The organism is Streptomyces sp. NPDC030838 (assembly GCF_055572035.1).
The window spans coordinates 90,159-109,337 of sequence record NZ_JBVIED010000020.1; the positions used below are offsets into that span (position 1 = coordinate 90,159).

The window sequence follows — 19,179 nt, forward strand, 5'->3', positions numbered from 1 at the left end:
GCCGGACATGGAAGCGCCCGATCGCTGGTGACGGGGGATACACCAGCGATCGGGCTGTCACCCAGCCTAACAAGGTGGCCTGCGCGAGGGGAGCCGACTGCTCGGGCCCGTCGACGGGGTGTGAGCGGGATCACGCGTCCGGGTGTATCCGGCCGTCTCTAGTTGTCGCACGGCGGGTCGTACGAGAGGCGCGGGAGGTACTCGTTCCACCTCTCCCGTGTCAGGACGCCCCGCGTGGTCGAGCAGATGTGCCCGATCGCCGCGTCGACGTCGAGGTTCCACAGCCGCACGGTGTCGGTGCCGCTGGACACCCCCAGCATGTGGCCCGCGGGGCTGAAGGAGAGGAAGTTGCCGGTCTTGGCGTTGGGGCTCATCGACTGGCCGATCGGTGCCGCGTCCGCCGGGCTCTCCACGTTCCACAGCCGGACCGTGTTGTCGTTGCCGCCGCTCGCCAGGGTGCGGCCGTTGCGGCTGAACGTCAGCGAGACCACCGCCTCGGTGTGCCCGGTGAGCGTGGCGGCCGCGCGGGCGCCCTCGGCGGGGACGGAGAGGTCCCACAGCCGGACCGTGTCGTCGTCGCTGCCGCCGGCGAGCGTGTGCCCGTCGGGGCTGAAGGCGAGCACGTTGACCGGGCCCCGGTGGTCGGTGAGCGGTGTGCCGAGAGGGGCGGCGCGGCGCGGGTCGGTCACGTTCCACAGCCGGACGGTGCCGTCCGCGCTGCCACTGGCGAGCGTGTGCCCGTCCGGGCTGAAGGCGAGCGCGTTGACATAGCCCCGGTGCCCGGTGAGCGGAGCGCCGAGCGGGACCGCCCGGGAGGGGTCGGCGACGTTCCACAGCTGAATGGTCCGGTCGTCGTAGGCGGTCGCCAGGGTGCGTCCGTCGGGGGCGAAGGCCAGCGCGTCGGGGCCCATGAAACGGGTGCGCAGCGCGATCGGCGGCCCGGCGGAGACCGGGTGACCGGGATCGGTGACGTCCCACAGGTGCACGGACCGCTTCGCCGTCAGGACGGCGAGGAGATGCCCGTCGGGGGAGAACGCCAGCGAGCGGTCACCGCCGTCCCCGGGCATGAACGCCCGGCCCAGCCGCACCGGCCGGTCCGGCCGCCGTACGTCCCACAGCCGCACCTTCCCGTCCCGCGCGGCGGTGGCCAGCACCCGCCCGTCCGGGCGGAACGCCCCGCTGCGGCCGATCATGTCCGAGGTCGGCACCGACCACAGCCGCACCTTGCTGTCCCCGCTGCCGGTGGCCAGCGTGCGCCCGTCGGGGCTGAACCCGAGCGCGTACATCTCCCCGCTGCTGCCCGCCAGCGGCTCGCCGACCTGCGAGGGGTACGCCGGATCGCTGACGTTCCACAGGCTCGCCGTGCTGTCCGCGCTGGCGGCGGCGAGGGTGCGCCCGTCGGGGCTGAACGCCACCGACCAGACGGGGCCGGTGTGCCCGGTGAGCGGGGCGCCGAGCTGGGCGGCGTCCTTGGGGTCGGCCAGGTCCCAGAGGCGGATGGTGTCGTCCGCGGCGCCGCTGGCCAGGGTGCGGCCGTCGGGGCTGAACGCCACGGAGTGCACGGTGTCCGTGTGCCCGGTCAGCGTCGTTCCGAGCGGCTCGGGGCGGCGCGGATCGGCCGTGTCCCACAGCCGGACCGTGTGGTCGTCGCCCCCGGCCGCCAGCGTCCGCCCGTCCGGCGCGAACGCCACGGACCGCACGGCGGCCTGATGCCCGGTCAGCTTCCCGAGGGCCTTCGCCCGCCCCGGCCGCCGTACGTCCCACAGGCCGACGGTGTGGTCCTCGCTGGCGGAGGCGAGCGTACGGCCGTCCGGGCTGAACGCGACCAGATAGACCGTGCCTTGGTGCCCGGTCAGCGTCTGGAGGGCTTTCGGCCGCGCGGGGTCGGTCACGTCCCACAGCCGGATGGTGCCGTCGTCGCCCGCGCCGGCGAGGGTGCGGCCGTCCGGGCTGAACACCGCGCTGCTCACCCAGCTCCGGTGGCCGGTCAGCGGCGCGCCCAGCGGCTTCGGGCGGGTCGGGTCGGTCACGTCCCACAGCCGTACGGTGCGGTCGTAGCTGGCGGTGGCCAGGGTGCGGCCGTCCGGGCTGAACGAGGTGAGATAGACGGCGCCGGTGTGGCCGAGCAGCGGGGTGGCCAGCGGGGCGTTGACGATCGAGATCAGCCGGTTGTTCGTCCCGGCGTCGTCCGGGCGCAGCCGGTGCGCCACCAGGTCCAGCTGGGCGGAGAGCGACGGGTCCGTGTACTGCACCCGGTCCGCCTCGGCGACCACCTGCTCGAACACCGCGTCGTCCCGCTGCTGCCATGCCACCACCGCCGCCCCGACCGCCACCAGCGCCAGCGCCACCAGCGCCGCGACCGCGCCCCGGCTGATCCAGGCGATACGGCGGCGCAGCCGCACCGAGGCCGCCAGGAACTCCACCGCACCCCGGGTCAGGAAGGTGTCCCCGGCCGACTTCGCCCAGCTCTCCGCCTGCTCCAGCCGCGACCCCCGGTACAGCAGCGCCGAGTCGCGGTGCGAGGCCTCCCAGGCCCGGCCGTCCTCCTCGAGGCGCTGGCGCAGCAGATTGCCGCCCCGGTCCTCGTCGATCCAGTCGCGCAGCCGGGGCCAGGCGTGCAGCAGCGCCTCATGGGTGATCTCCACGGTGTCCGCGTCGAGGGTCACCAGCCGGGCGCGCACCAGCGCCTCCAGCGACTCCTCCGTCTTGCCCGGGTCGCTCGACTCCTCCGCGAGCTGCCGCCGGGTGCCGCGCCGCCGGGTCGCGGCGGTGTCCTCGCCCACCCGCACCAGGCGGAGCAGCAGCAGCCGCGCCGCCGTGCGCGCCGCCGGGTCGAGACCCGACCAGGCCCGCTCCGCGGTCGCCGCCACCGCGCCCTGGATGCCGCCCGCCGCCCGGTAGCCGGCCAGCGTCAGGCGGCCGGCCTTGCGCCGCTGCCAGGTGGCGAGCAGGGCGTGCGAGAGCAGCGGCAGCACGCCCGCGTCGTGCGCCCCGCGCGCCCCGTCCGCGCCGACCTCGCGCACGATCAGCTCCGCGAGACCCGGCTCCAGCTCCAGGCCCACCGCCTTCGCCGGGCCGGTCACCGCCTCCCGCAGCTCGGCGGTGGTCAGCGGACCGAGCACCATGTGCCGGTGCTGGAGCGCGTCGGCCAGCTCGGGGTGGCGCAGACACTGCTCGTAGAAGTCGGCCCGTATGCCGAGCACCACCAGCACCGGCGCCGGCTCGTCGGGGCCGCCGGGGGTGCAGGCGGCGTGCAGCAGCTGGACGAAGGTGCGCCGGTCGGCCTCCTCGGCGCAGAGGGTGAACGCCTCCTCGAACTGGTCCACGATCAGCACCGGCCGCGCCCCGGACCCGGCCCACCGGGCGAAGGCCTCGCGCACCGCCCGCGCGAACTCCGGCGGGCAGTCCTCCCCGCCCACCGCCTCCGCCACGACCTCCGTGAGCCCGGGGATCCGGCGGCACAGCTCGCCGAGCGGGTCGGCGCCCGGCACCAGCTGCAGCACCTGCCGGGCCCAGGCGTCCCGCAGCGTGGGCACCAGACCGGCGTTCAGCAGCGAGGACTTCCCGGCGCCCGAGGCGCCGACGAGCATGACGAGACCGCCGGTGCCGTTCTCCTCCACCGCGCACAGCTGGGCGACGAGCGCCTCGGTGCTGCGCTCCCGCCCGAAGAACCACCGGGCGTCCTGCTGCCGGTAGGCGGCCAGGCCCCGGTAGGGGCACACGCCGGCGGGGAGATCGTCCTGGGGCGCTTCCTCGGCCTCGGCGGCCGGCCGCTCGGCGACCGGGTCGGCCACCGCCCGCTCCCACAGCCGCTGCCACTCGGCCACGTCGTACAGCCCCGGGCTCACCGGCACGGCCCGGATCCGGCGGGCCTGCGGGATCAGCACCTGGAGCACGGCCGCGAGCGCGGCGAACTGGGCGGGCACGTTCTTCGCCCGGCGCCAGTCGCTGATCCGCTGCGCGGAGACCCGTACGGGCCGCCCCCGCTCGTCGATCCGCTCCAGCCGGACGACCGCCTCGGAGACCCGCTTCAGGGGTGGGTTGCCGGCCTCCTTGTACAGCAGCGCGAGCCGTTCAGCGAAGGCTGTGCGCGCCCCTGAGTCGGAACCCAAGGCCTCCACCCCTTACTTCCGCCGCACTGGACATCCGGACCGGAAAACTCACTCTATACGTCTGACCTGCGGCTTATCCCGGTTCCGGACGCCGGAACCTCCTCCTGCCAGGTCACGAATGGCAGGATCTCGACCGGATCCGAAGCGGTAGCCACTCCGCCACGCAGCGCTAGCACGCCACCCGAACGTCCGGCCCCGGTCCCCGCGAGGGGAGGGACCGGTGCCGGACGCACGATTGCAGTTCGTACCACGAACCAATATGGTTCGTGATACGAACTTATTGGCGTCCTCGGGGGTAGAGCCATGCTGGACCACGCATTCGCATCTCGGTCGATGTCCGAGCGGCCGGTCGTCTTCGGCTTCGGCGCGCACAGCGGCGTCGACGACGCACCGCAGCTGCTGCGCATGGTCCAGCAGGCCGACCGGGACGGCCTCGACCACTTCTCCCTCTCCGACCACCCCTACCTCGGCGGCCGGCTGGACGCGTACGCCGCCCTCGGCTTCCTGCTGGGCCGCACCCGGCACATCGCGGGATTCGCCAACGTCACCAACCTCCCGAGCCGCCCCGCCCCCGTCCTGGCGCGCACCATCACCTCGCTGTCCGCCCTCACCGACGGGCGGGTGGTCCTGGGGATGGGCGCGGGCGGGCTGTGGGACCGCATCGCCGACCTGGGCGTACCGCGGCTGTCGCCCGCCGAGGCGGTGGACGCCTTCGAGGAGGCGATCACGCTGATCAAGATGCTGTCCGGTGGCGGCTCCCCGGTGACCTTCCACGGCCGTCACTACCGGGTGGACGGCATCGAGCCGGCCCCCGTGCCCGCGCCCCCGGTGTGGACCGGATCGGTCGGCCCCAAGTCCCTGGCCGCCACCGGCCGCGTGGCCGACGGCTGGATACCCGGCCACGCGGCGGACTGGCGCAGCGAGCGCTACCGGACCTCGCGGCCGATCGTCGACCAGGCCGCCGCCGCGGTGGACCGCGACCCACGCGCCATCCGTACGATCTTCAACTTCCCTGGCCGGATCACCGACCGCCCGCTCCCCGCTCCCCGCGACCCCGACGGCCGCTGGCTCGGCGGCTCGGTCGCCCAGTGGACCGAGGAACTCACCGACGCCGTCCTCACCCACGACGCCTCCGGCTTCACCCTCTTCGCCCCCGACCACGGCGCCCCCGACCCCGCCGCCCTGTCCCGCTGGGGCCAGGAGATCGCACCGGCGGTACGGGAGGCGGTGGCGAAGGAGCGGGCGTGAGCGCCTGGAGGCCCTCGCCGAAGGCCTAGAGGCCCTCGGCGAGGGTGTGCGCGACGAGGGCGTTCGCGTGCCCGTGGCCCAGGCCGTGCTCGGCCTTGAGCATGCCGACCAGCTCCATGTGCCGGGTCAGCCCCGAGGAGCGGATGATCTCCTTCCACTCGGCGATCGGACGGCCGTACTTCTTCTCGATCGAGGGGAAGTAGCTCGCGGGGCCCTTCACGGCGGCTGCGGTCATGGCGATGGTGTCCCGTCTGTGTGCGGTGCGATGTCGTCGCCGTTCATGACCGCCCGCCGGGCCGGGAATCACCGCCGCCGGGATGTGCGCCGTGTCACATCCCGGCGGAAGGGGCGTCTCGCTCAGGAACCGACGTACTCCGCCAGATGCTCCGCCGTGAGGGTGGAGCGGGCGGTGACCAGGTCCGCCGGGGTGCCCTCGAAGATGACGCGGCCGCCGTCGTGGCCGGCGCCGGGGCCGAGGTCGATGATCCAGTCGGCGTGGGCCATGACCGCCTGGTGGTGCTCGATGACGATGACCGACTTGCCGGAGTCGACTAGCCGGTCCAGCAGACCGAGCAGCTGCTCGACGTCGGCGAGATGCAGCCCCGTGGTCGGCTCGTCGAGGACGTAGATCCCGCCCTTCTCGGCCATGTGCGTGGCCAGCTTCAGCCGCTGCCGCTCGCCGCCGGACAGCGTGGTCAGCGGCTGGCCCAGGGTGAGATAGCCGAGGCCGACGTCGGCGAGCCGGGTGAGGATCTTGTGGGCCGCCGGGGTGCGCGCCTCACCGGCGCCGAAGAACTCCTCGGCCTCCGTCACCGGCATCGCCAGCACCTCGCTGATGTCCCGCCCGCCGAGCCGGTACTCCAGCACCGACGCCTCGAACCGCCGCCCCTCGCAGTCCTCGCAGGTGGTGGCGACACCGGCCATCATCGCCAGGTCGGTGTAGACGACCCCGGCGCCGTTGCAGGTGGGGCAGGCGCCCTCGGAGTTGGCGCTGAACAGGGCCGGCTTGACGCCGTTGGCCTTGGCGAACGCCTTGCGGATCGGGTCCAGCAGCCCGGTGTACGTCGCCGGATTGCTGCGCCGCGACCCCCGGATCGGCGCCTGGTCGACCGACACCACTCCCGCGTCGGCCGGGATCGACCCGTGCAGCAGCGAACTCTTGCCGGACCCGGCGACGCCGGTCACGACGGTCAGCACCCCGAGCGGGATGTCGACGTCGACGCCCCGCAGGTTGTTCGCCGTCGCGCCGCGGATCTCCAGCGCGCCCGTCGGCTTGCGCACCGAGTCCTTCAGCGACGCCCGGTCGTCCAGATGCCGCCCGGTGACGGTGTCGCTCGCCCGCAGCCCCTCCACGGTGCCCTCGAAACAGACGGTGCCGCCCGCCGTACCCGCGCCGGGACCCAGGTCCACGACGTGGTCGGCGATGGCGATCACCTCCGGCTTGTGCTCCACGACCAGCACCGTGTTGCCCTTGTCGCGGAGCCGCAGCAGCAGCTCGTTCATCCGCTGGATGTCATGCGGGTGCAGACCGCTGGTCGGCTCGTCGAAGACGTATGTGACATCGGTGAGCGAGGAGCCGAGATGCCGGATCATCTTCACGCGCTGCGCCTCACCGCCGGACAGCGTGCCTGCCGGCCGCTCCAGCGAGAGATAACCGAGACCAATCTCCACGAACGAGTCGAGGGTGTTCTGCAGCGCGGTGAGCAGCGGCGCCACGGAGGGCTCGTCCAGCCCGCGGACCCACTCCGCGAGATCCCGGATCTCCATCGCACAGGCGTCGGCGATGGAGATTCCCCTGATCTTCGACGACCGGGCCCCTTCGCTCAGCCGCGTCCCGTCGCACTCCGGGCAGGTGGTGAAGGTGACCGCCCGCTCCACGAACGCCCGGATGTGCGGCTGCATCGCCTCCTTGTCCTTGGCCAGGAAGGACTTCTGGATCTTCGGGATCAGCCCCTCGTAGGTGAGGTTGATCCCCTCCACCTTGATCTTCGTCGGCTCCTTGTGGAGCAGGTCGTGCAGCTCCCTCTTCGTGAACTCACGGATCGGCTTGTCCGGATCGAAGAAGCCACAGCCGCTGAAGATCCGCCCGTACCAGCCGTCGCGGGTGTAGCCGGGGATGGTCAGCGCGCCCTCGTTGAGCGACTTGCTGTCGTCGTACAGCTGCGTCAGGTCGAAGTCGGTGACCGAGCCCCGCCCCTCGCAGCGCGGGCACATGCCGCCGGTGCGCTCGTACGTCGCCTTCACCGCCTTCTTGGCGCCGCGCTCGACGGTGATCGCACCGGCCGCCCGCACCGAGGCGGTGTTGAAGGAGTACGCGCTGGGCGGCCCGATGTGCGGGTCGCCGAGCCGGCTGAAGAGAATCCGCAGCATCGCGTTGGCGTCGGTGGCCGTGCCCACCGTGGACCGCGGGTCGGCGCCCATCCGCTGCTGGTCCACGCTGATCACGGTGGTCAGCCCGTCGAGGACGTCGACCTCCGGCCGGGCCGTCGTCGGCATGAAGCCCTGCACGAAGGCGCTGTACGTCTCGTTGATCAGCCGCTGCGACTCCGCGGCGATCGTGTCGAACACCAGCGAGCTCTTGCCCGAGCCGGAGACCCCGGTGAACACCGTCAGCCGGCGCTTCGGTATCTCGACGCTGACGTCCTTCAGGTTGTTCTCCCGCGCCCCGTGCACGCGGATCAGATCGTGGCTGTCGGCGATGTGCGGGACGGACGACTGGGGGTGGGTGCCGGTGGCGAGGGTCATCGGTTCTCCAGAGGTCGGACGGGGCTGCGGGTCACGGTTGCCGGGGAAGTCATCCGCTGCGGCGCTGCGCGAAGCGCAGCATGTTGCCCGCGGGGTCGCGGAAGGCGCAGTCGCGGACCCCGTACGGCTGGTCCACCGGCTCCTGCAGCACCTCGGCGCCCGACGCCTGGACGCGCTCGAAGACGGCGTCGCAGTCGTCGGTCGAGAAGATCACCCCGCGCAGCAGGCCCTTGGCCATCAGCTCCGCCATGGCCTGCCGGTCCGCCACCGAGGCGTTCGGGTCCGCGACCGGCGGCTCCAGCACGATCTCCACGTCGGGCTGCGCGGGCGAGCCGACGGTCACCCACCGCATCCCCTCGAACGAGACGTCGTTGCGGACCTCCAGACCGAGCGCGTCCCGGTAGAAGGCGAGCGCCTTGTCGTGGTCGTCCACGGCGATGAAGCACTGCGACAGCTTGATGTCCATGCCGCACACGCTACGGCCGGGCGGCGCCCTTCGCTTCTCCGTTCCTGACCGGTCGCGTGAGGACCTTGGCGACACACGCCGGAATGTCCGCGCCCTCCTCGTGACCACGCGCCCGGTAGGCGCTCGGGGTCTCGCCCACCAGCTCGGTGAACCGCGAGCTGAAGGACCCCAGCGACGTACAACCCACCGCGAAGCAGACCTCGGTCACCGACAGATCCCCGCGCCGCAGCAACGCCTTGGCCCGCTCGATCCGGCGCGTCATCAGATAGCTGTACGGCGTCTCCCCGAACGCGGCGCGGAAACTCCGCGAGAAGTGCCCGGCCGACATGTGCGCCTCCCGCGCCAGCGCGGGCACGTCCAGCGGCTCCGCGTAGTCACGGTCCATCCGGTCACGCGCCCGCCGGAGCAGGACCAGGTCCGAAAGCGTCGTCACCGGACCAGCATGGCACCTCAAGGGCTGATGCTGTCCAGGAAGTTCCCGACCGCCTCGACGATCCGGTTCCTGCGGCGATGCGCCTTGCTGCAGTACCGCCGGGTGCGCCATCGCCTGCGCTGCGGCACCGGTGTGCCGCACCACGCGCACGGCACCGTTCGTATCGATCCCCCGTTCACCTGCATTCTTACGAGGATGCCACGGCGTTCACGCCGGGGAGGAATCGCATCCTGTCACGGCGACGCGGCGCGTTGCCGTGTCCGGTTTCTGGGGCGCGGAGCGCCCGCTGGACCACCGGTGGAGCGGGAGAAGCGAACGTAGGTTCCTATGGTCGCTGGTTGCGGTGACTCCGACGTGATGCGGGTACGGATGTGCGGGTCTCGCACGTACGGTCTCGTCGTGGAAGCCGGGTCGCGCGGGCGGGGCGGGGGCGATGTCGTGCCGGTGGTGAAAGAGATTGGGGAGGGCGGGCATGCCCGGTACACGTACCGGCTGCGTGTGTCGTCGACCGCCCGCGCGGCGCTGCTGGCGGAGTGGGACCGGTGCCGGTGGGTGTGGAACGAGTGCGTGGCCAAGTCCAGGGCCGTGCACGCGGACAACAAGGCGCACCCCGAGGGCGGGCAGACTTGCGGCCCGGCACAGCTCGACAGGATGCTGACCGAGGCCCGCGCGCGCACGCCGTGGCTGCGCGAGGGCAGTTCGGTGCCGCAGCAGCAGATCATCCGGGACTTCGGCAGAGCGCGTGCGAAGGCACAAAAGGACATCAGGGACCGCCTGCCTCTCAGGCGGCGGGCCGGGATGCCGGGGTGGAAGAGGAAGCGCGAGGCGGACCCGACGCTGAACTACACCCGGCGCGGCTTTCGTCTGAAGGACGGCCGTCTGCACCTGGCGGGCGGCATCGTGCTGAGGGTGGTGTGGTCGCGTGAACTGCCCGCCGCCCCGTCCAGCGTGCGGGTGTACCGCGACAGCATCGGCCACTGGTACGCCTCTTTCGTCGTGCCCGTCGAGGTCCAGCCGATTCCCGCGACCGGCGCGGTGATCGGTGTGGACTGGGGCGTGAAGGAGACCGCGACCACCACCAGCGACGTCCACGATCTCCCCCACGCCGAGCACGGCCGGAAGGCCCAGGAGAAGGTGTCGCGGTACGACCGGATGATGGCCCGCCGCAGACCGAAGAAGGGGCAGACAGCCTCGAAGGGCTACCGCAAGGCCAGGCACCTGCGCGCGAAGGCGTGCAAGAAGGTGGCCCGGCAGCGGCAGGACACCGGCCGCAAGTGGGCCAAGCGCGTGGTGACCGACCACGACGCCATCGCCGTGGAGGACTTCCGCCCGAAGTTCCTCGCCAGGACGTCGATGGCCCGCAAGGCGGCGGATGCCGCGATCGGCGCCACGAAGAAGGCTCTGATCGAGATGGGCCGCAAGCACGGGCGGGACGTCCGCCTCGTGCACCCTGCGCACACCACCATGGACTGCGCATCGTGCGGAGCGAGAACCAAGCACGCACTCCCGCTGTCCGAACGTACCTACACCTGCACCGCGTGCGGAGCCATATCCCCCAGGGACAAGAACTCCGCCCGCGTGATGCTCCTCCGGGCTGGTCTCAACCCGGCTGGTGCCGAGGGCGTAAGACCTCCCGGAGCGCTGCTCCCAGAGGCTGCCTGAGCCAGGAATCCCCTCCCCCCAGGGAGGGGAGGATTCAAACCCCCCACCGTAGCGGTCGCAGGTACGGCGCCAACCGGTCGGCCGTGTCGTCGCCGTAGGTGGCCGCGATGCGGGACAGGAGGTCGGCCGGGCGCAGGTCGTACTGCTGGGGGCCGACCGACTCCAGGGCCGCGGTCGCCAGGGCGCAGCCCAGCGGGACCGCCTCCCGCGGGGTCAGGGACCAGCTGACGGCGGCGAGGAAGCCGGCCCGGAACGCGTCGCCGACGCCGGTCGGTTCGGCGGTCGCCGTCGCCGGGACGGCCGGGAAATCGAGGGTTCCGCCCTGGGCCGACTCGACCCGTACCCCGGCCGCGCCGCGCGTGGTGAGCCAGGTGCCGACGCGGCGCAGCACCTCGTCCCGGGACCAGCCGGTGCGCTCCAGCAGCAGCGCGGCCTCGTACTCGTTGGTGAACAGCCAGCGTGCCCCGGTGACGAGCCGGCGCACCTCGTCGCCCGAGAGCCGGGCGAGCTGCTGGGAGGGGTCGGCCGCGAACGGCGTTCCCGTCTCGCGGCACTGCTCGGTGTGCCGGACCATCGCCGCCGGGTCGTTCGGGGAGACGAGGACCAGGTCGACGCCGCCCGGGCGGGCCAGCAGGGGGCCGAGGTCGATGGCGGCGGCCTCGGCCATCGCTCCCGCGTAGAAGGAGGCGATCTGGTTCTGGTCCGCGTCCGTCGTGCACATGAACCGCGCGGTCTGCCGCGTGGCGGACACCCGGACGTGCTCGGTGTCGACCCCGTGGTCCTTGAGCCACACCTCGTACTCGCCGAAGTCGTCCCCGACCGCCCCGACCAGCAGGGGCGCCGTGCCCAGGCAGCCGAGGCCGAAGGCGATGTTCGCGGCCACACCGCCGCGCCGGACCTCGAGGTCGTCGACGAGGAAGGACAGGGACACGTGGTCGAGCCGGTCGGCGATCAGCTGGTCGGCGAACCGCCCCGGGAACCTCATCAGATGGTCGGTGGCGATGGAACCGGTGACGGCGAGCCGTGCGCCGCCGCGGTCCGGGCCCGGGTGCGGGGGCGTGGTACCGGCGGGCGGCTGGGACTGGGAGGGCATGGGTACTCCTGGACGGCTGGGGTTCCCGGTGCGTTCCGGATTCCTGTGGGGAGGGTTGCTGTGACGTTGGCGTGCACGGCGAGCGCGGCCGCCGGGCGGTTCAGCGTGATGTAGTGGAGCCCCGGGGCGCCCTCGGCCAGCAGCCGCTCGGCCAGGGCGGTGGCGTGCTCCACTCCGATGCGGTGGCCTTCGGCGGGACGGCCCCGGGCGGCTTCGAGCCGGCGGGCCAGGTCCTCGGGGAAGGACGCCCCGCTGAGTTCGGCGAAGCGGCGGATCTGTGCGGCGTCCGTGGCCGGCATGATCTCGGGGACGATCGGGATGTCGCAGCCGGCGGCCCGCACCCGGTCGCGCAGCCGCAGGTAGTGCTCCGCCTCGAAGAACATCTGGGTGATGGCGTAGTCGGCGCCCGCCCGGCACTTGGCGACGAAGTGGCGGATATCGGTGTCCCAGTCGGGGGAGCGCGGGTGCCGCTCGGGGAAGGCGGCCACCCCGACGCTGAACGCGCCGGACCGCCTGACCAGGGTGACCAGTTCGTGGGCGTGCCGGAGGCCCGAAGGGTGCGGGCGCCAGGGAGCGTTCGGACCGCCGGGCGGGTCCCCGCGCAGCACGAGGACGTCACGTACGCCCGCGTCCGCGTACGTGCCGATGATCTGCCGCAGTTCGGCCACCGAGTGTCCTACGGCGGTCAGGTGGGCGACCGGGCGCAGGGTGGTCTCGGCGGCGATCCGCCGTGTCAGTTCGACGGTGCGGTCCCGGGAGGAGCCCCCGGCGCCGTACGTCACGGAGACGAAGGCGGGCGACAGGGACTCCACTCGGCGGATCAGATGCCACAGGGCCCGGTCGCCGGCCTCGGTCTTCGGCGGGAAGAACTCGAAGGAGAAGGACGGCCGCCGCGCGGAGACCGGCGACTGCGGGGAGGCGTGCGGGGTCATGGCCGGACCGGTCCCCGTCATCCGTTCACATGGCGCCGCAGCGCCTCCACGCGGTCCGTGCGCTCCCAGGTGAAGTCGGGCAGCTCGCGGCCGAAGTGGCCGTAGGCCGCGGTCCGGGCGTAGATCGGGCGGAGCAGGTCGAGATCGCGGATGATCGCGGCGGGGCGCAGGTCGAAGACCTCGGTGACGGCCTTCTGGATCGCCTCCTCGGGGTACAGGGCGGTGCCGAAGGTCTCGACGAAGAGGCCGACCGGCTCGGCCTTGCCGATGGCGTAGGCGACCTGGACCTCGCAGCGGGAGGCCAGGCCCGCGGCCACGACGTTCTTCGCCACCCAGCGCATCGCGTACGCCGCCGAGCGGTCCACCTTGGACGGGTCCTTGCCGGAGAAGGCACCACCGCCGTGCCGGGCCATGCCGCCGTACGTGTCGACGATGATCTTGCGGCCGGTCAGGCCGGCGTCGCCCATCGGGCCGCCGATCTCGAAGCGGCCGGTCGGGTTGACCAGCAGCCGGTAGCCCTCGGTGTCCAGCTTGATGCCCTCGTCGAGCAGGGCCTTCAGCTCCGGTTCGACGACGTACTCGCGGATGTCCGGGGTCAGCAGCGAGTCGAGGTCGATGTCGGACGCGTGCTGGGAGGAGACGACGACCGTGTCCAGGCGGACCGCCTTGTCGCCGTCGTACTCGATGGTGACCTGGGTCTTACCGTCCGGGCGCAGATAGGGGATGGTCCCGTTCTTGCGCACGTCCGTGAGGCGCTGGGACAGGCGGTGGGCGAGGAAGACCGGCAGCGGCATCAGCGTCGGCGTCTCGTCCGTCGCGTAGCCGAACATCAGGCCCTGGTCACCGGCGCCCTGCCGGTCCAGCTCATCGATCTCTCCACTTGCAGCGGCACCTTCGACCCGGGACTCGTACGCCGTATCCACCCCCTGAGCGATATCCGGTGACTGCGCGCCGATCGACACCGACACGCCGCAGGAGGCGCCGTCGAAGCCCTTCTTCGACGAGTCGTAGCCGATGTCCAGGATCGTGTCGCGGACGAGCTGGGGGATCGGGGCGTAGGCCTTGGTCGTGACCTCGCCGGCCACATGGACCTGACCGGTGGTGATCAGCGTCTCGACGGCGACCCGGGAGGTCGGGTCCTCGCGCAGCAGCGCGTCGAGGATGGTGTCGCTGATCCGGTCGGCGATCTTGTCGGGGTGACCCTCGGTCACGGACTCCGAGGTGAACAGACGACGCGACATGGCACTCCTTGTCGGCTGGGGTGAAGGGAAGGCGCGGTGCCGGTGCGGTGCGGACGTGGCGCTCAGAGGGGATCTGAGGGGATCGAGTCGGTGACCCGGCGGTGGCTCGCGGCCTCAACTGCTAGGTGCAGTAAGGGAGTTGGGCCTGCGGCGTGCGGGTGACGGTTCAGACTCTGCCATGGATGCGGGGACGAACGGTAGGTCCGCCCGTTCGCCGGAGAGCAGCGCGATGGCGTGCGCCGCCGACGCCAGGGTGGTGTGGCGGTTCCAGCCGCCGTAGGAGCGACCGGTGAAGTCCCGTATGCCGATGCGTTCGGTGACGCCTCCGAAGGCGCCGTCGACCTGCCGCGCGAGGGCGGTCAGCCGCACCAGGGCCGCCGGGTCGGCGTCGACCATGTCGGTGAGCCACACCTCGTCGGGCTGCTGCCCGTCACCCGTCCGGGTACGGAGCAGCAGCAGGTCGTACGGGTCGTGGCCGCCGTCCGGCGGCTGGGCCACGGGGTGGTGGGGAGAGCGGACCCGTACCGCCGCGGCCAGGGTGCGCGGCGGGTCCTCGCCGTGCGGCCCCGGATCCGTCGGCGGCCCGTGCAGGCTCTCCGCCGCCGCCAGGATCTTGTGCGTGGAGACCGGACCCGGGCCCAGCCCGCACAGGGCGGGGTCGGACACCGTGAGATGCAGGGTGCGGTACGCCCGCACCAGGAAGGGCGCCCCGACCGCGCGCAGCCGGTGGACCGCCGCGGTGGTGTCCATGTCCGGACCGCACACGTCCATCACCACCGGCAGTGTGCCCCGCAGGTCGGCCGGCAGGCCCAGGTAGGCCGCGGTGGCGCACTCCACCGGGGTCTCGGACACGCGACCGTCGGGGATCGACGCCCGGGTCCGTCGTACGTCGTCCTCCAGCCACTCGGGGGGCAGCAGCAGCCGCCAGGCGAGCGGATAGCAGCCCGCGGGCGAGCCGGCCCACAGGCCGACCGCGTACTGGGCGTTGACCACCTGCCCGCTCCCCGGGAGGAAGCGTCTGTGCACCCCGACGGTGCTGTTTCCCTCCCGCGGTGTGACCAGGCTCCGCAGCACCCAGCCGCTGGGCGGGGCCACCGGTGTCATGAGGTCGGCCACCGCGCGGGCCACGGGCGCCCAGTCCCAGGTGGAGCAACTGACGAAATGGTGCAGGCTCTGTTCGAGCCGCGGGCCGCCGAGGCAGACCGCCATGTTCCGGAAGGACCTGCGCCCGCGCGCGGTCAGCAGGCCCCGTACGTAGGTCAGCGCCATCCTGCGCTGGTCGCTGCGCGGCAGCGAGGCGAAGAGCTGGGTGCCCAGTTCACTGAGCAACTCGTCATGGCCGGACATGCCTCCCCCTTTGGTCATGGCCGAGTGATGTGCGAGATGTGGTGAGTCGTTGAGGTGTCGGTGCCGGGACGCATGGCCGTGCGTGCTCCCCTCCACTCGCGCACGGAATGGAGGGGAGCACGCACGGTCATGGACCCGGTCGGCGACGCGGCGGCAGGCTCACACCGCCGTCGTCTCGGCCTCGGCCGAGGTGCCCTGGGACGGCGCCACCGGCTTCGGAGCCCGGAAGGCACCGGCCGCCGCGAAGATCAGCGCGGCGACGAGGAGGGCCAGGACGGTGAAGCCGGCCACCCCCTTGAAGCCGTCGAACTCGCTCAGCAGCACACCGCCGACCAGGCCGCCGATCGTCGTCCCCGCGTACAGCGCGGTGGTCGACAGGGACGACACCGTGCCGCGCGAGGCCGTCGTCTGCGACAGCAGCATGTTCATGAAGATCGGGTAGGCGAGCCCGAGCATGGCGGACCCGACGGCGAGGCCGGTGAGCGCCAGCCCCAGGTTGGGCGCGAACGGCACCGCGGCGTAGACGACGACCAGGACGGTGAACACCAGTGCCAGCGTGCGGTGTTCGCCGATCCGGCGGATGAGGTGGCTGCCGAAGATGGAGGTGATGGCCATGCCCACGCCGAGGGCCATCATCGAGGCGCCGACCGCGCTGACGCCCAGGCCAAAGTCCCGGTCCAGCCAGGAGCCGATGAAGGAGATCGTCTCGAACACGCCGGTCTGGTAGACGAGATAGGCCACGAGGTACCAGGTGAAGGTCGCCGACCGGAACAACTGGGCGTACGTCCCGAGGATTCCGGTGTTCTCGCCCGCCGTCCGGGAGGACGGCACGGACGGGAAGACCCGGAACAGCAGCAGCCAGGCGATGCCGGACAGCCCCGCCACCACCAGGAACGGCACGTGCCAGGAGATCGCCGCCAGCCAGCCGCCCACCGGCACGCCGACGACCTGCGAGATGGACATGCCCGCACCCGCGATGCCCATGGTCTTCACGATCGAGTCCGGGGCCACCAGGACGGGGATGGACGCCCAGATCTGCGGGGTGACGAGCGCGGCGAACATGCCCGCCAGGAACCGGAACAGGATCATCGTCCACAGGCCCTGCGCCGCGGCACACAGCGCCGTCGCCACCGCGAACCCGGCGAACCCGAGCAGCAGCACGCCCCGCCGGTCCCGGCCGTCCGACAGCGGCCCGGCCACCAGAGCGAACAGCGCGAACCCGAGGGCGTAGGCGCTCACCATCCACCCGGAGACGCTGGTCGACACGTCGAACTCCGCGGCCAGCGTGGGCAGCATGGGGGCCACGAGGAACGTGTCGGTTCCGATGACGAACATGGTCGCGAACGCCAGCCACGCGATGACCCCGCTGGACGGGGCACGACCGTTCCGTGTGCTCTGTGCCTGTGTCACGGCTTTCCTTTCCGATCACATGGGTCGCGGGGCCCGCCGGCTCAGTCGGCCGGCCGCCGGCCCCAACTCGAATAGATGAAGGTCGATACGTCGGGGGCGGGGCCGCTCTCCACCAGTGCGCGCGCCCGCTCGACCTGCTCCTCGGTGGCGAGACCGGCCTCGACGAGACTCCGGCCGCTCTGCACCAGCCGGATACGCAGCAACTCGTCCTGGACGGCGTCGATGCCGAGCCCGCCCGGCGTGACCGACACGCCCACGGAGGTGAGCCCCGCCGCGGCCAGCTTGGCCGGCAGCCGGCGCGCCCACGCCAGGTCGATGCCCTGCGCGGCGAGGGCGTCCAGCCAGGCCCGCTGCACCCGCTGCCACTCCGGGTACGGGGAGTCCTCGGCCGGCAGGAAGTAGACGTCCTCCAGGACGAGCCAGCCGCCGGGGGCGAGCCACCGCACGGCCCGCCGCAGCACTTCCTCTCGCTGGGGCAGATGCATGAACACCGCGCGGGCGTGCACCAGGTCGAACGAGCCGGGTGCGAAGTCCTCCTCGTTGACGTCCATGCGCCGCACGGTCAGGTGCGGGGCGCGGTCGGCGTCGAGGAAGCGGGGGTCGATGTCGGCGGCGACCACGCCGCCCCGCGGCACGCGGTCGGCGAGCCAGTAGGCGATGGAGCCGGCGCCCGCGCCGAGTTCCAGGCAGCGCCAGGTCGGCGCGATGTCCAGCTGCTGGAGGACCTTGACGGTGGCCGGGTCGTAGCTCTCCTCCAGCAGGCGCAGCCGGGTCCCCTCGGTGGGCAGGTCCTTGCTCAGCAGGCCCGTGGTGTAGGCCTCGGCGGTCGCGGTGGTGTCGTTCATCGCGGTGATGCCCTTCTGGTCGCGGGCCGTCAGGCGAGGTAGCCGGAGGAGTGGAGGATGCGCAGCCAGGTGCCGTCGGGCTGCCGGCGGGCCACCTGGTAGCGGCCGATGCTGTGGTCGGCCGCGATCGTCGACGTGAGGGCCAGGTCGCCGTGGCGCAGCGTCGGCAGCGACTCCTCCATCGCGTAGTGGGACTGCTTCTTCAGCATTTCCTCGAACGCCCGGCGTATCGCCTCGCGGCCGACGATCGTGTTGCCGATCGGAAAGGCCATGACCGCGTCGGGCTCATAGAGTTCCGCGAGCCCTTCGGCGTCTCCGGCATTCGCCAGTTCGACCCAGATGCGGGCCAGGTCCTCAGGGGTCTGGGCACGTTCGCGAGCGGTGGTCATCGTGTCATTCCCTCTCTTCTGGTCGACGATTTCCCGGGCTGTTTCTCCGGCGCCTGCCGAGTCCTTGTCACCCCGGGCCTCCGGCGGCAGGTCCGCGGACGCCAGCAGCGCCCGCGGGTCGTACACGGCCCGGATCTCGGTGATCCGCCCGTCCCGCACCCGCATCCAGTTCGCCACGGGGGTGGGTGCGGCGATGGTGGTGTGCAGGTCGAACCAGGTCGTGACGTCGTCACCGGCCGTGAAGGTCCTCTGGATCACGAGGCCGGTGGTGACGGACGCCATCCGGGCCAGGGACTCCCGGCACGCGTCGGCGTCGTCGAGCCGCGCGAGCGGACCCGTGTACGAGAACTCCTTGTCGGCCAGCAGCGCACGCAGGGCGGTGAAATCCCGCGTACGCCACGCCTGGAAATAGGCGGCAGCCACCTTTTCGGCGTCGTCAGCCACTGCGTCTCCTTGGTTTCCGGAGAAAACACTTCGCGTATCCCGAGCGCCGGGCTTCTCCATTTCCCTGTGGACGCTTGTGGAGGGCGTCACGGGGATCGAGTCTGCGCGCGCGGCGAAGGGCCCGCCACGGGCGGCGGGGAACTATGTCAGGTCGGGCTCAGGGCTGCAGACGGCGGGAGATCCAGCCGTTGCCGGCGCGGTCGTAGCGCAGGCGCTCGTGCAGTCGGTCGGTGCCGTTGGCCCAGAACTCCACGGTGTCGAAGCGCAGCAGGAATCCGGCGTACCGCTCGGGCCGGGGCAGCGGGCCGCCGTCCGCGGCGAGCCGGTCCACCTCGGCGCGCAGCGCGTCCAGGTCGAGCAGGTCCTCGCTCTGCCGGGACGCCACCGACATGGGGTGGGTGAACGGCGGGCGGGAGAACCACAGTTCGTCGGCGACCGCCTCGGACAGCCGTTCCACGGCGCCGCTGACGATGATCTGCTGGCTGGTCTCACGCCAGTACAGGACACCCGACGCGAAGGGGTTGGCCGTCATCTCACGGCCCTTCTGGCTGTCCGCGTGGGTGGCGAAGACGAACCCCTCGTCGGTGATCCGGTTGAGGGCGACCGTACGGGTCGAGGGGCGCCCGCGCTCGTCCGCGGTGGCCAGCGCCAGCGCGCGGGGTTCGCGCACGCCGAGCCGGACGGCCTCGTCGAACCATGCGCGGACCAGCGGCACCGGGTCGGCGGGCGGGGCGAGGAACTCGGGGAAGGCGATGTCGACGGTGCCCGTGAGGGTTTCCGACCTGCCTGTGCTCATGGGTAGTGGCTCCGTT

15 protein-coding genes are annotated in these 19,179 nt (G+C 72.2%); 2 read left to right on the plus strand and 13 right to left on the minus strand.

Going from position 1 to position 19,179, the window contains the following annotated elements:
- Nucleotides 1-158 precede the first annotated feature (158 nt).
- Nucleotides 159-4,121 (minus strand): nSTAND1 domain-containing NTPase, encoded by a 3,963-nt coding sequence (locus ACZ42A_RS36650; RefSeq protein ID WP_468531683.1) that lies wholly within the window; start codon nt 4,119-4,121, stop codon nt 159-161.
- A 294-nt stretch (nt 4,122-4,415) separates the two neighbouring features.
- Here ACZ42A_RS36650 and ACZ42A_RS36655 point away from each other — a divergent pair, with 294 nt between their 5' ends.
- Nucleotides 4,416-5,360 carry an LLM class flavin-dependent oxidoreductase gene (locus ACZ42A_RS36655; protein WP_468531684.1) on the plus strand — a complete coding sequence of 315 codons (945 nt, stop codon included), beginning with the start codon at nt 4,416-4,418 and terminating at the stop codon, nt 5,358-5,360.
- Nucleotides 5,361-5,385: 25 nt separating this feature from the next.
- Here the strand turns inward: ACZ42A_RS36655 and ACZ42A_RS36660 are convergent, their stop codons facing one another.
- From ACZ42A_RS36660 to ACZ42A_RS36675, 4 genes are all read right to left on the minus strand, one after another.
- Nucleotides 5,386-5,595 carry a DUF4287 domain-containing protein gene (locus tag ACZ42A_RS36660; RefSeq protein WP_468531685.1) on the minus strand — a complete coding sequence of 70 codons (210 nt, stop codon included), beginning with the start codon at nt 5,593-5,595 and terminating at the stop codon, nt 5,386-5,388.
- Between the two features lie 122 nt (nt 5,596-5,717).
- Nucleotides 5,718-8,105, minus strand: coding sequence for an ATP-binding cassette domain-containing protein (locus tag ACZ42A_RS36665; RefSeq protein ID WP_468531686.1), 2,388 nt, complete (start codon nt 8,103-8,105; stop codon nt 5,718-5,720).
- A gap of 49 nt (nt 8,106-8,154) precedes the next feature.
- Entirely contained in the window at nt 8,155-8,571 is a 417-nt protein-coding gene (locus ACZ42A_RS36670; protein WP_468531687.1) for a VOC family protein, read from the minus strand.
- A gap of 10 nt (nt 8,572-8,581) precedes the next feature.
- Nucleotides 8,582-8,956 (minus strand): helix-turn-helix transcriptional regulator, encoded by a 375-nt coding sequence (locus ACZ42A_RS36675; RefSeq protein WP_468531747.1) that lies wholly within the window; start codon nt 8,954-8,956, stop codon nt 8,582-8,584.
- Nucleotides 8,957-9,451: 495 nt separating this feature from the next.
- Here ACZ42A_RS36675 and ACZ42A_RS36680 point away from each other — a divergent pair, with 495 nt between their 5' ends.
- On the plus strand, nt 9,452-10,666 hold the full coding sequence (locus tag ACZ42A_RS36680; protein ID WP_468531688.1) for an RNA-guided endonuclease InsQ/TnpB family protein: 1,215 nt from the start codon (nt 9,452-9,454) through the stop codon (nt 10,664-10,666).
- A 34-nt stretch (nt 10,667-10,700) separates the two neighbouring features.
- Here the strand turns inward: ACZ42A_RS36680 and ACZ42A_RS36685 are convergent, their stop codons facing one another.
- The 8 genes from ACZ42A_RS36685 to phzG all read right to left on the minus strand — a co-directional run bounded on the left by ACZ42A_RS36685 (nt 10,701) and on the right by phzG (nt 19,163).
- Nucleotides 10,701-11,651 carry a carbohydrate kinase family protein gene (locus ACZ42A_RS36685; protein ID WP_468531748.1) on the minus strand — a complete coding sequence of 317 codons (951 nt, stop codon included), beginning with the start codon at nt 11,649-11,651 and terminating at the stop codon, nt 10,701-10,703.
- Nucleotides 11,651-12,691, minus strand: coding sequence for a methylenetetrahydrofolate reductase [NAD(P)H] (gene metF / locus ACZ42A_RS36690; RefSeq protein ID WP_468531689.1), 1,041 nt, complete (start codon nt 12,689-12,691; stop codon nt 11,651-11,653). Before metF ends, ACZ42A_RS36685 begins: the two co-directional genes overlap by 1 nt.
- Nucleotides 12,692-12,708: 17 nt before the next feature.
- Nucleotides 12,709-13,932: a methionine adenosyltransferase gene (gene metK, locus ACZ42A_RS36695; RefSeq protein ID WP_468531690.1), complete on the minus strand. Its 1,224-nt coding sequence runs from the start codon at nt 13,930-13,932 to the stop codon at nt 12,709-12,711.
- A gap of 114 nt (nt 13,933-14,046) precedes the next feature.
- Nucleotides 14,047-15,279, minus strand: coding sequence for an IS701 family transposase (locus tag ACZ42A_RS36700; RefSeq protein ID WP_468531691.1), 1,233 nt, complete (start codon nt 15,277-15,279; stop codon nt 14,047-14,049).
- Between the two features lie 159 nt (nt 15,280-15,438).
- Nucleotides 15,439-16,689, minus strand: a complete 1,251-nt coding sequence (locus tag ACZ42A_RS36705) for an MFS transporter (protein WP_468531692.1) — start codon at nt 16,687-16,689, stop codon at nt 15,439-15,441.
- A 41-nt stretch (nt 16,690-16,730) separates the two neighbouring features.
- Entirely contained in the window at nt 16,731-17,534 is an 804-nt protein-coding gene (locus tag ACZ42A_RS36710; protein ID WP_468531693.1) for a class I SAM-dependent methyltransferase, read from the minus strand.
- 29 nt (nt 17,535-17,563) lie between these two features.
- The gene (locus ACZ42A_RS36715) at nt 17,564-18,367 is read right to left on the minus strand and encodes a nuclear transport factor 2 family protein (RefSeq protein ID WP_468531694.1); all 804 of its coding nucleotides are present in this window, start codon (nt 18,365-18,367) and stop codon (nt 17,564-17,566) included.
- 157 nt (nt 18,368-18,524) lie between these two features.
- Nucleotides 18,525-19,163 (minus strand): phenazine biosynthesis FMN-dependent oxidase PhzG, encoded by a 639-nt coding sequence (gene phzG / locus ACZ42A_RS36720; RefSeq protein ID WP_468531695.1) that lies wholly within the window; start codon nt 19,161-19,163, stop codon nt 18,525-18,527.
- Between the last annotated feature and the right edge of the window lie 16 nt (nt 19,164-19,179).

Bases quoted from the DNA above. Each gene is read 5' to 3' on its own strand.
- ACZ42A_RS36670 (WP_468531687.1), bottom strand. From the start codon at position 8,571: ATGGACATCAAGCTGTCGCAGTGCTTCATCGCCGTGGACGACCACGAC.
- metF (WP_468531689.1), bottom strand. From the start codon at position 12,691: ATGACCCCGCACGCCTCCCCGCAGTCGCCGGTCTCCGCGCGGCGGCCG.
- metK (WP_468531690.1), bottom strand. From the start codon at position 13,932: ATGTCGCGTCGTCTGTTCACCTCGGAGTCCGTGACCGAGGGTCACCCC.
- phzG (WP_468531695.1), bottom strand. From the start codon at position 19,163: ATGAGCACAGGCAGGTCGGAAACCCTCACGGGCACCGTCGACATCGCC.
- ACZ42A_RS36655 (WP_468531684.1), top strand. From the start codon at position 4,416: ATGCTGGACCACGCATTCGCATCTCGGTCGATGTCCGAGCGGCCGGTC.
- ACZ42A_RS36665 (WP_468531686.1), bottom strand. From the start codon at position 8,105: ATGACCCTCGCCACCGGCACCCACCCCCAGTCGTCCGTCCCGCACATC.
- ACZ42A_RS36685 (WP_468531748.1), bottom strand. From the start codon at position 11,651: ATGAGGTTCCCGGGGCGGTTCGCCGACCAGCTGATCGCCGACCGGCTC.
- ACZ42A_RS36675 (WP_468531747.1), bottom strand. From the start codon at position 8,956: ATGGACCGTGACTACGCGGAGCCGCTGGACGTGCCCGCGCTGGCGCGG.
- ACZ42A_RS36660 (WP_468531685.1), bottom strand. From the start codon at position 5,595: ATGACCGCAGCCGCCGTGAAGGGCCCCGCGAGCTACTTCCCCTCGATC.
- ACZ42A_RS36710 (WP_468531693.1), bottom strand. From the start codon at position 17,534: ATGAACGACACCACCGCGACCGCCGAGGCCTACACCACGGGCCTGCTG.
- ACZ42A_RS36700 (WP_468531691.1), bottom strand. From the start codon at position 15,279: ATGTCCGGCCATGACGAGTTGCTCAGTGAACTGGGCACCCAGCTCTTC.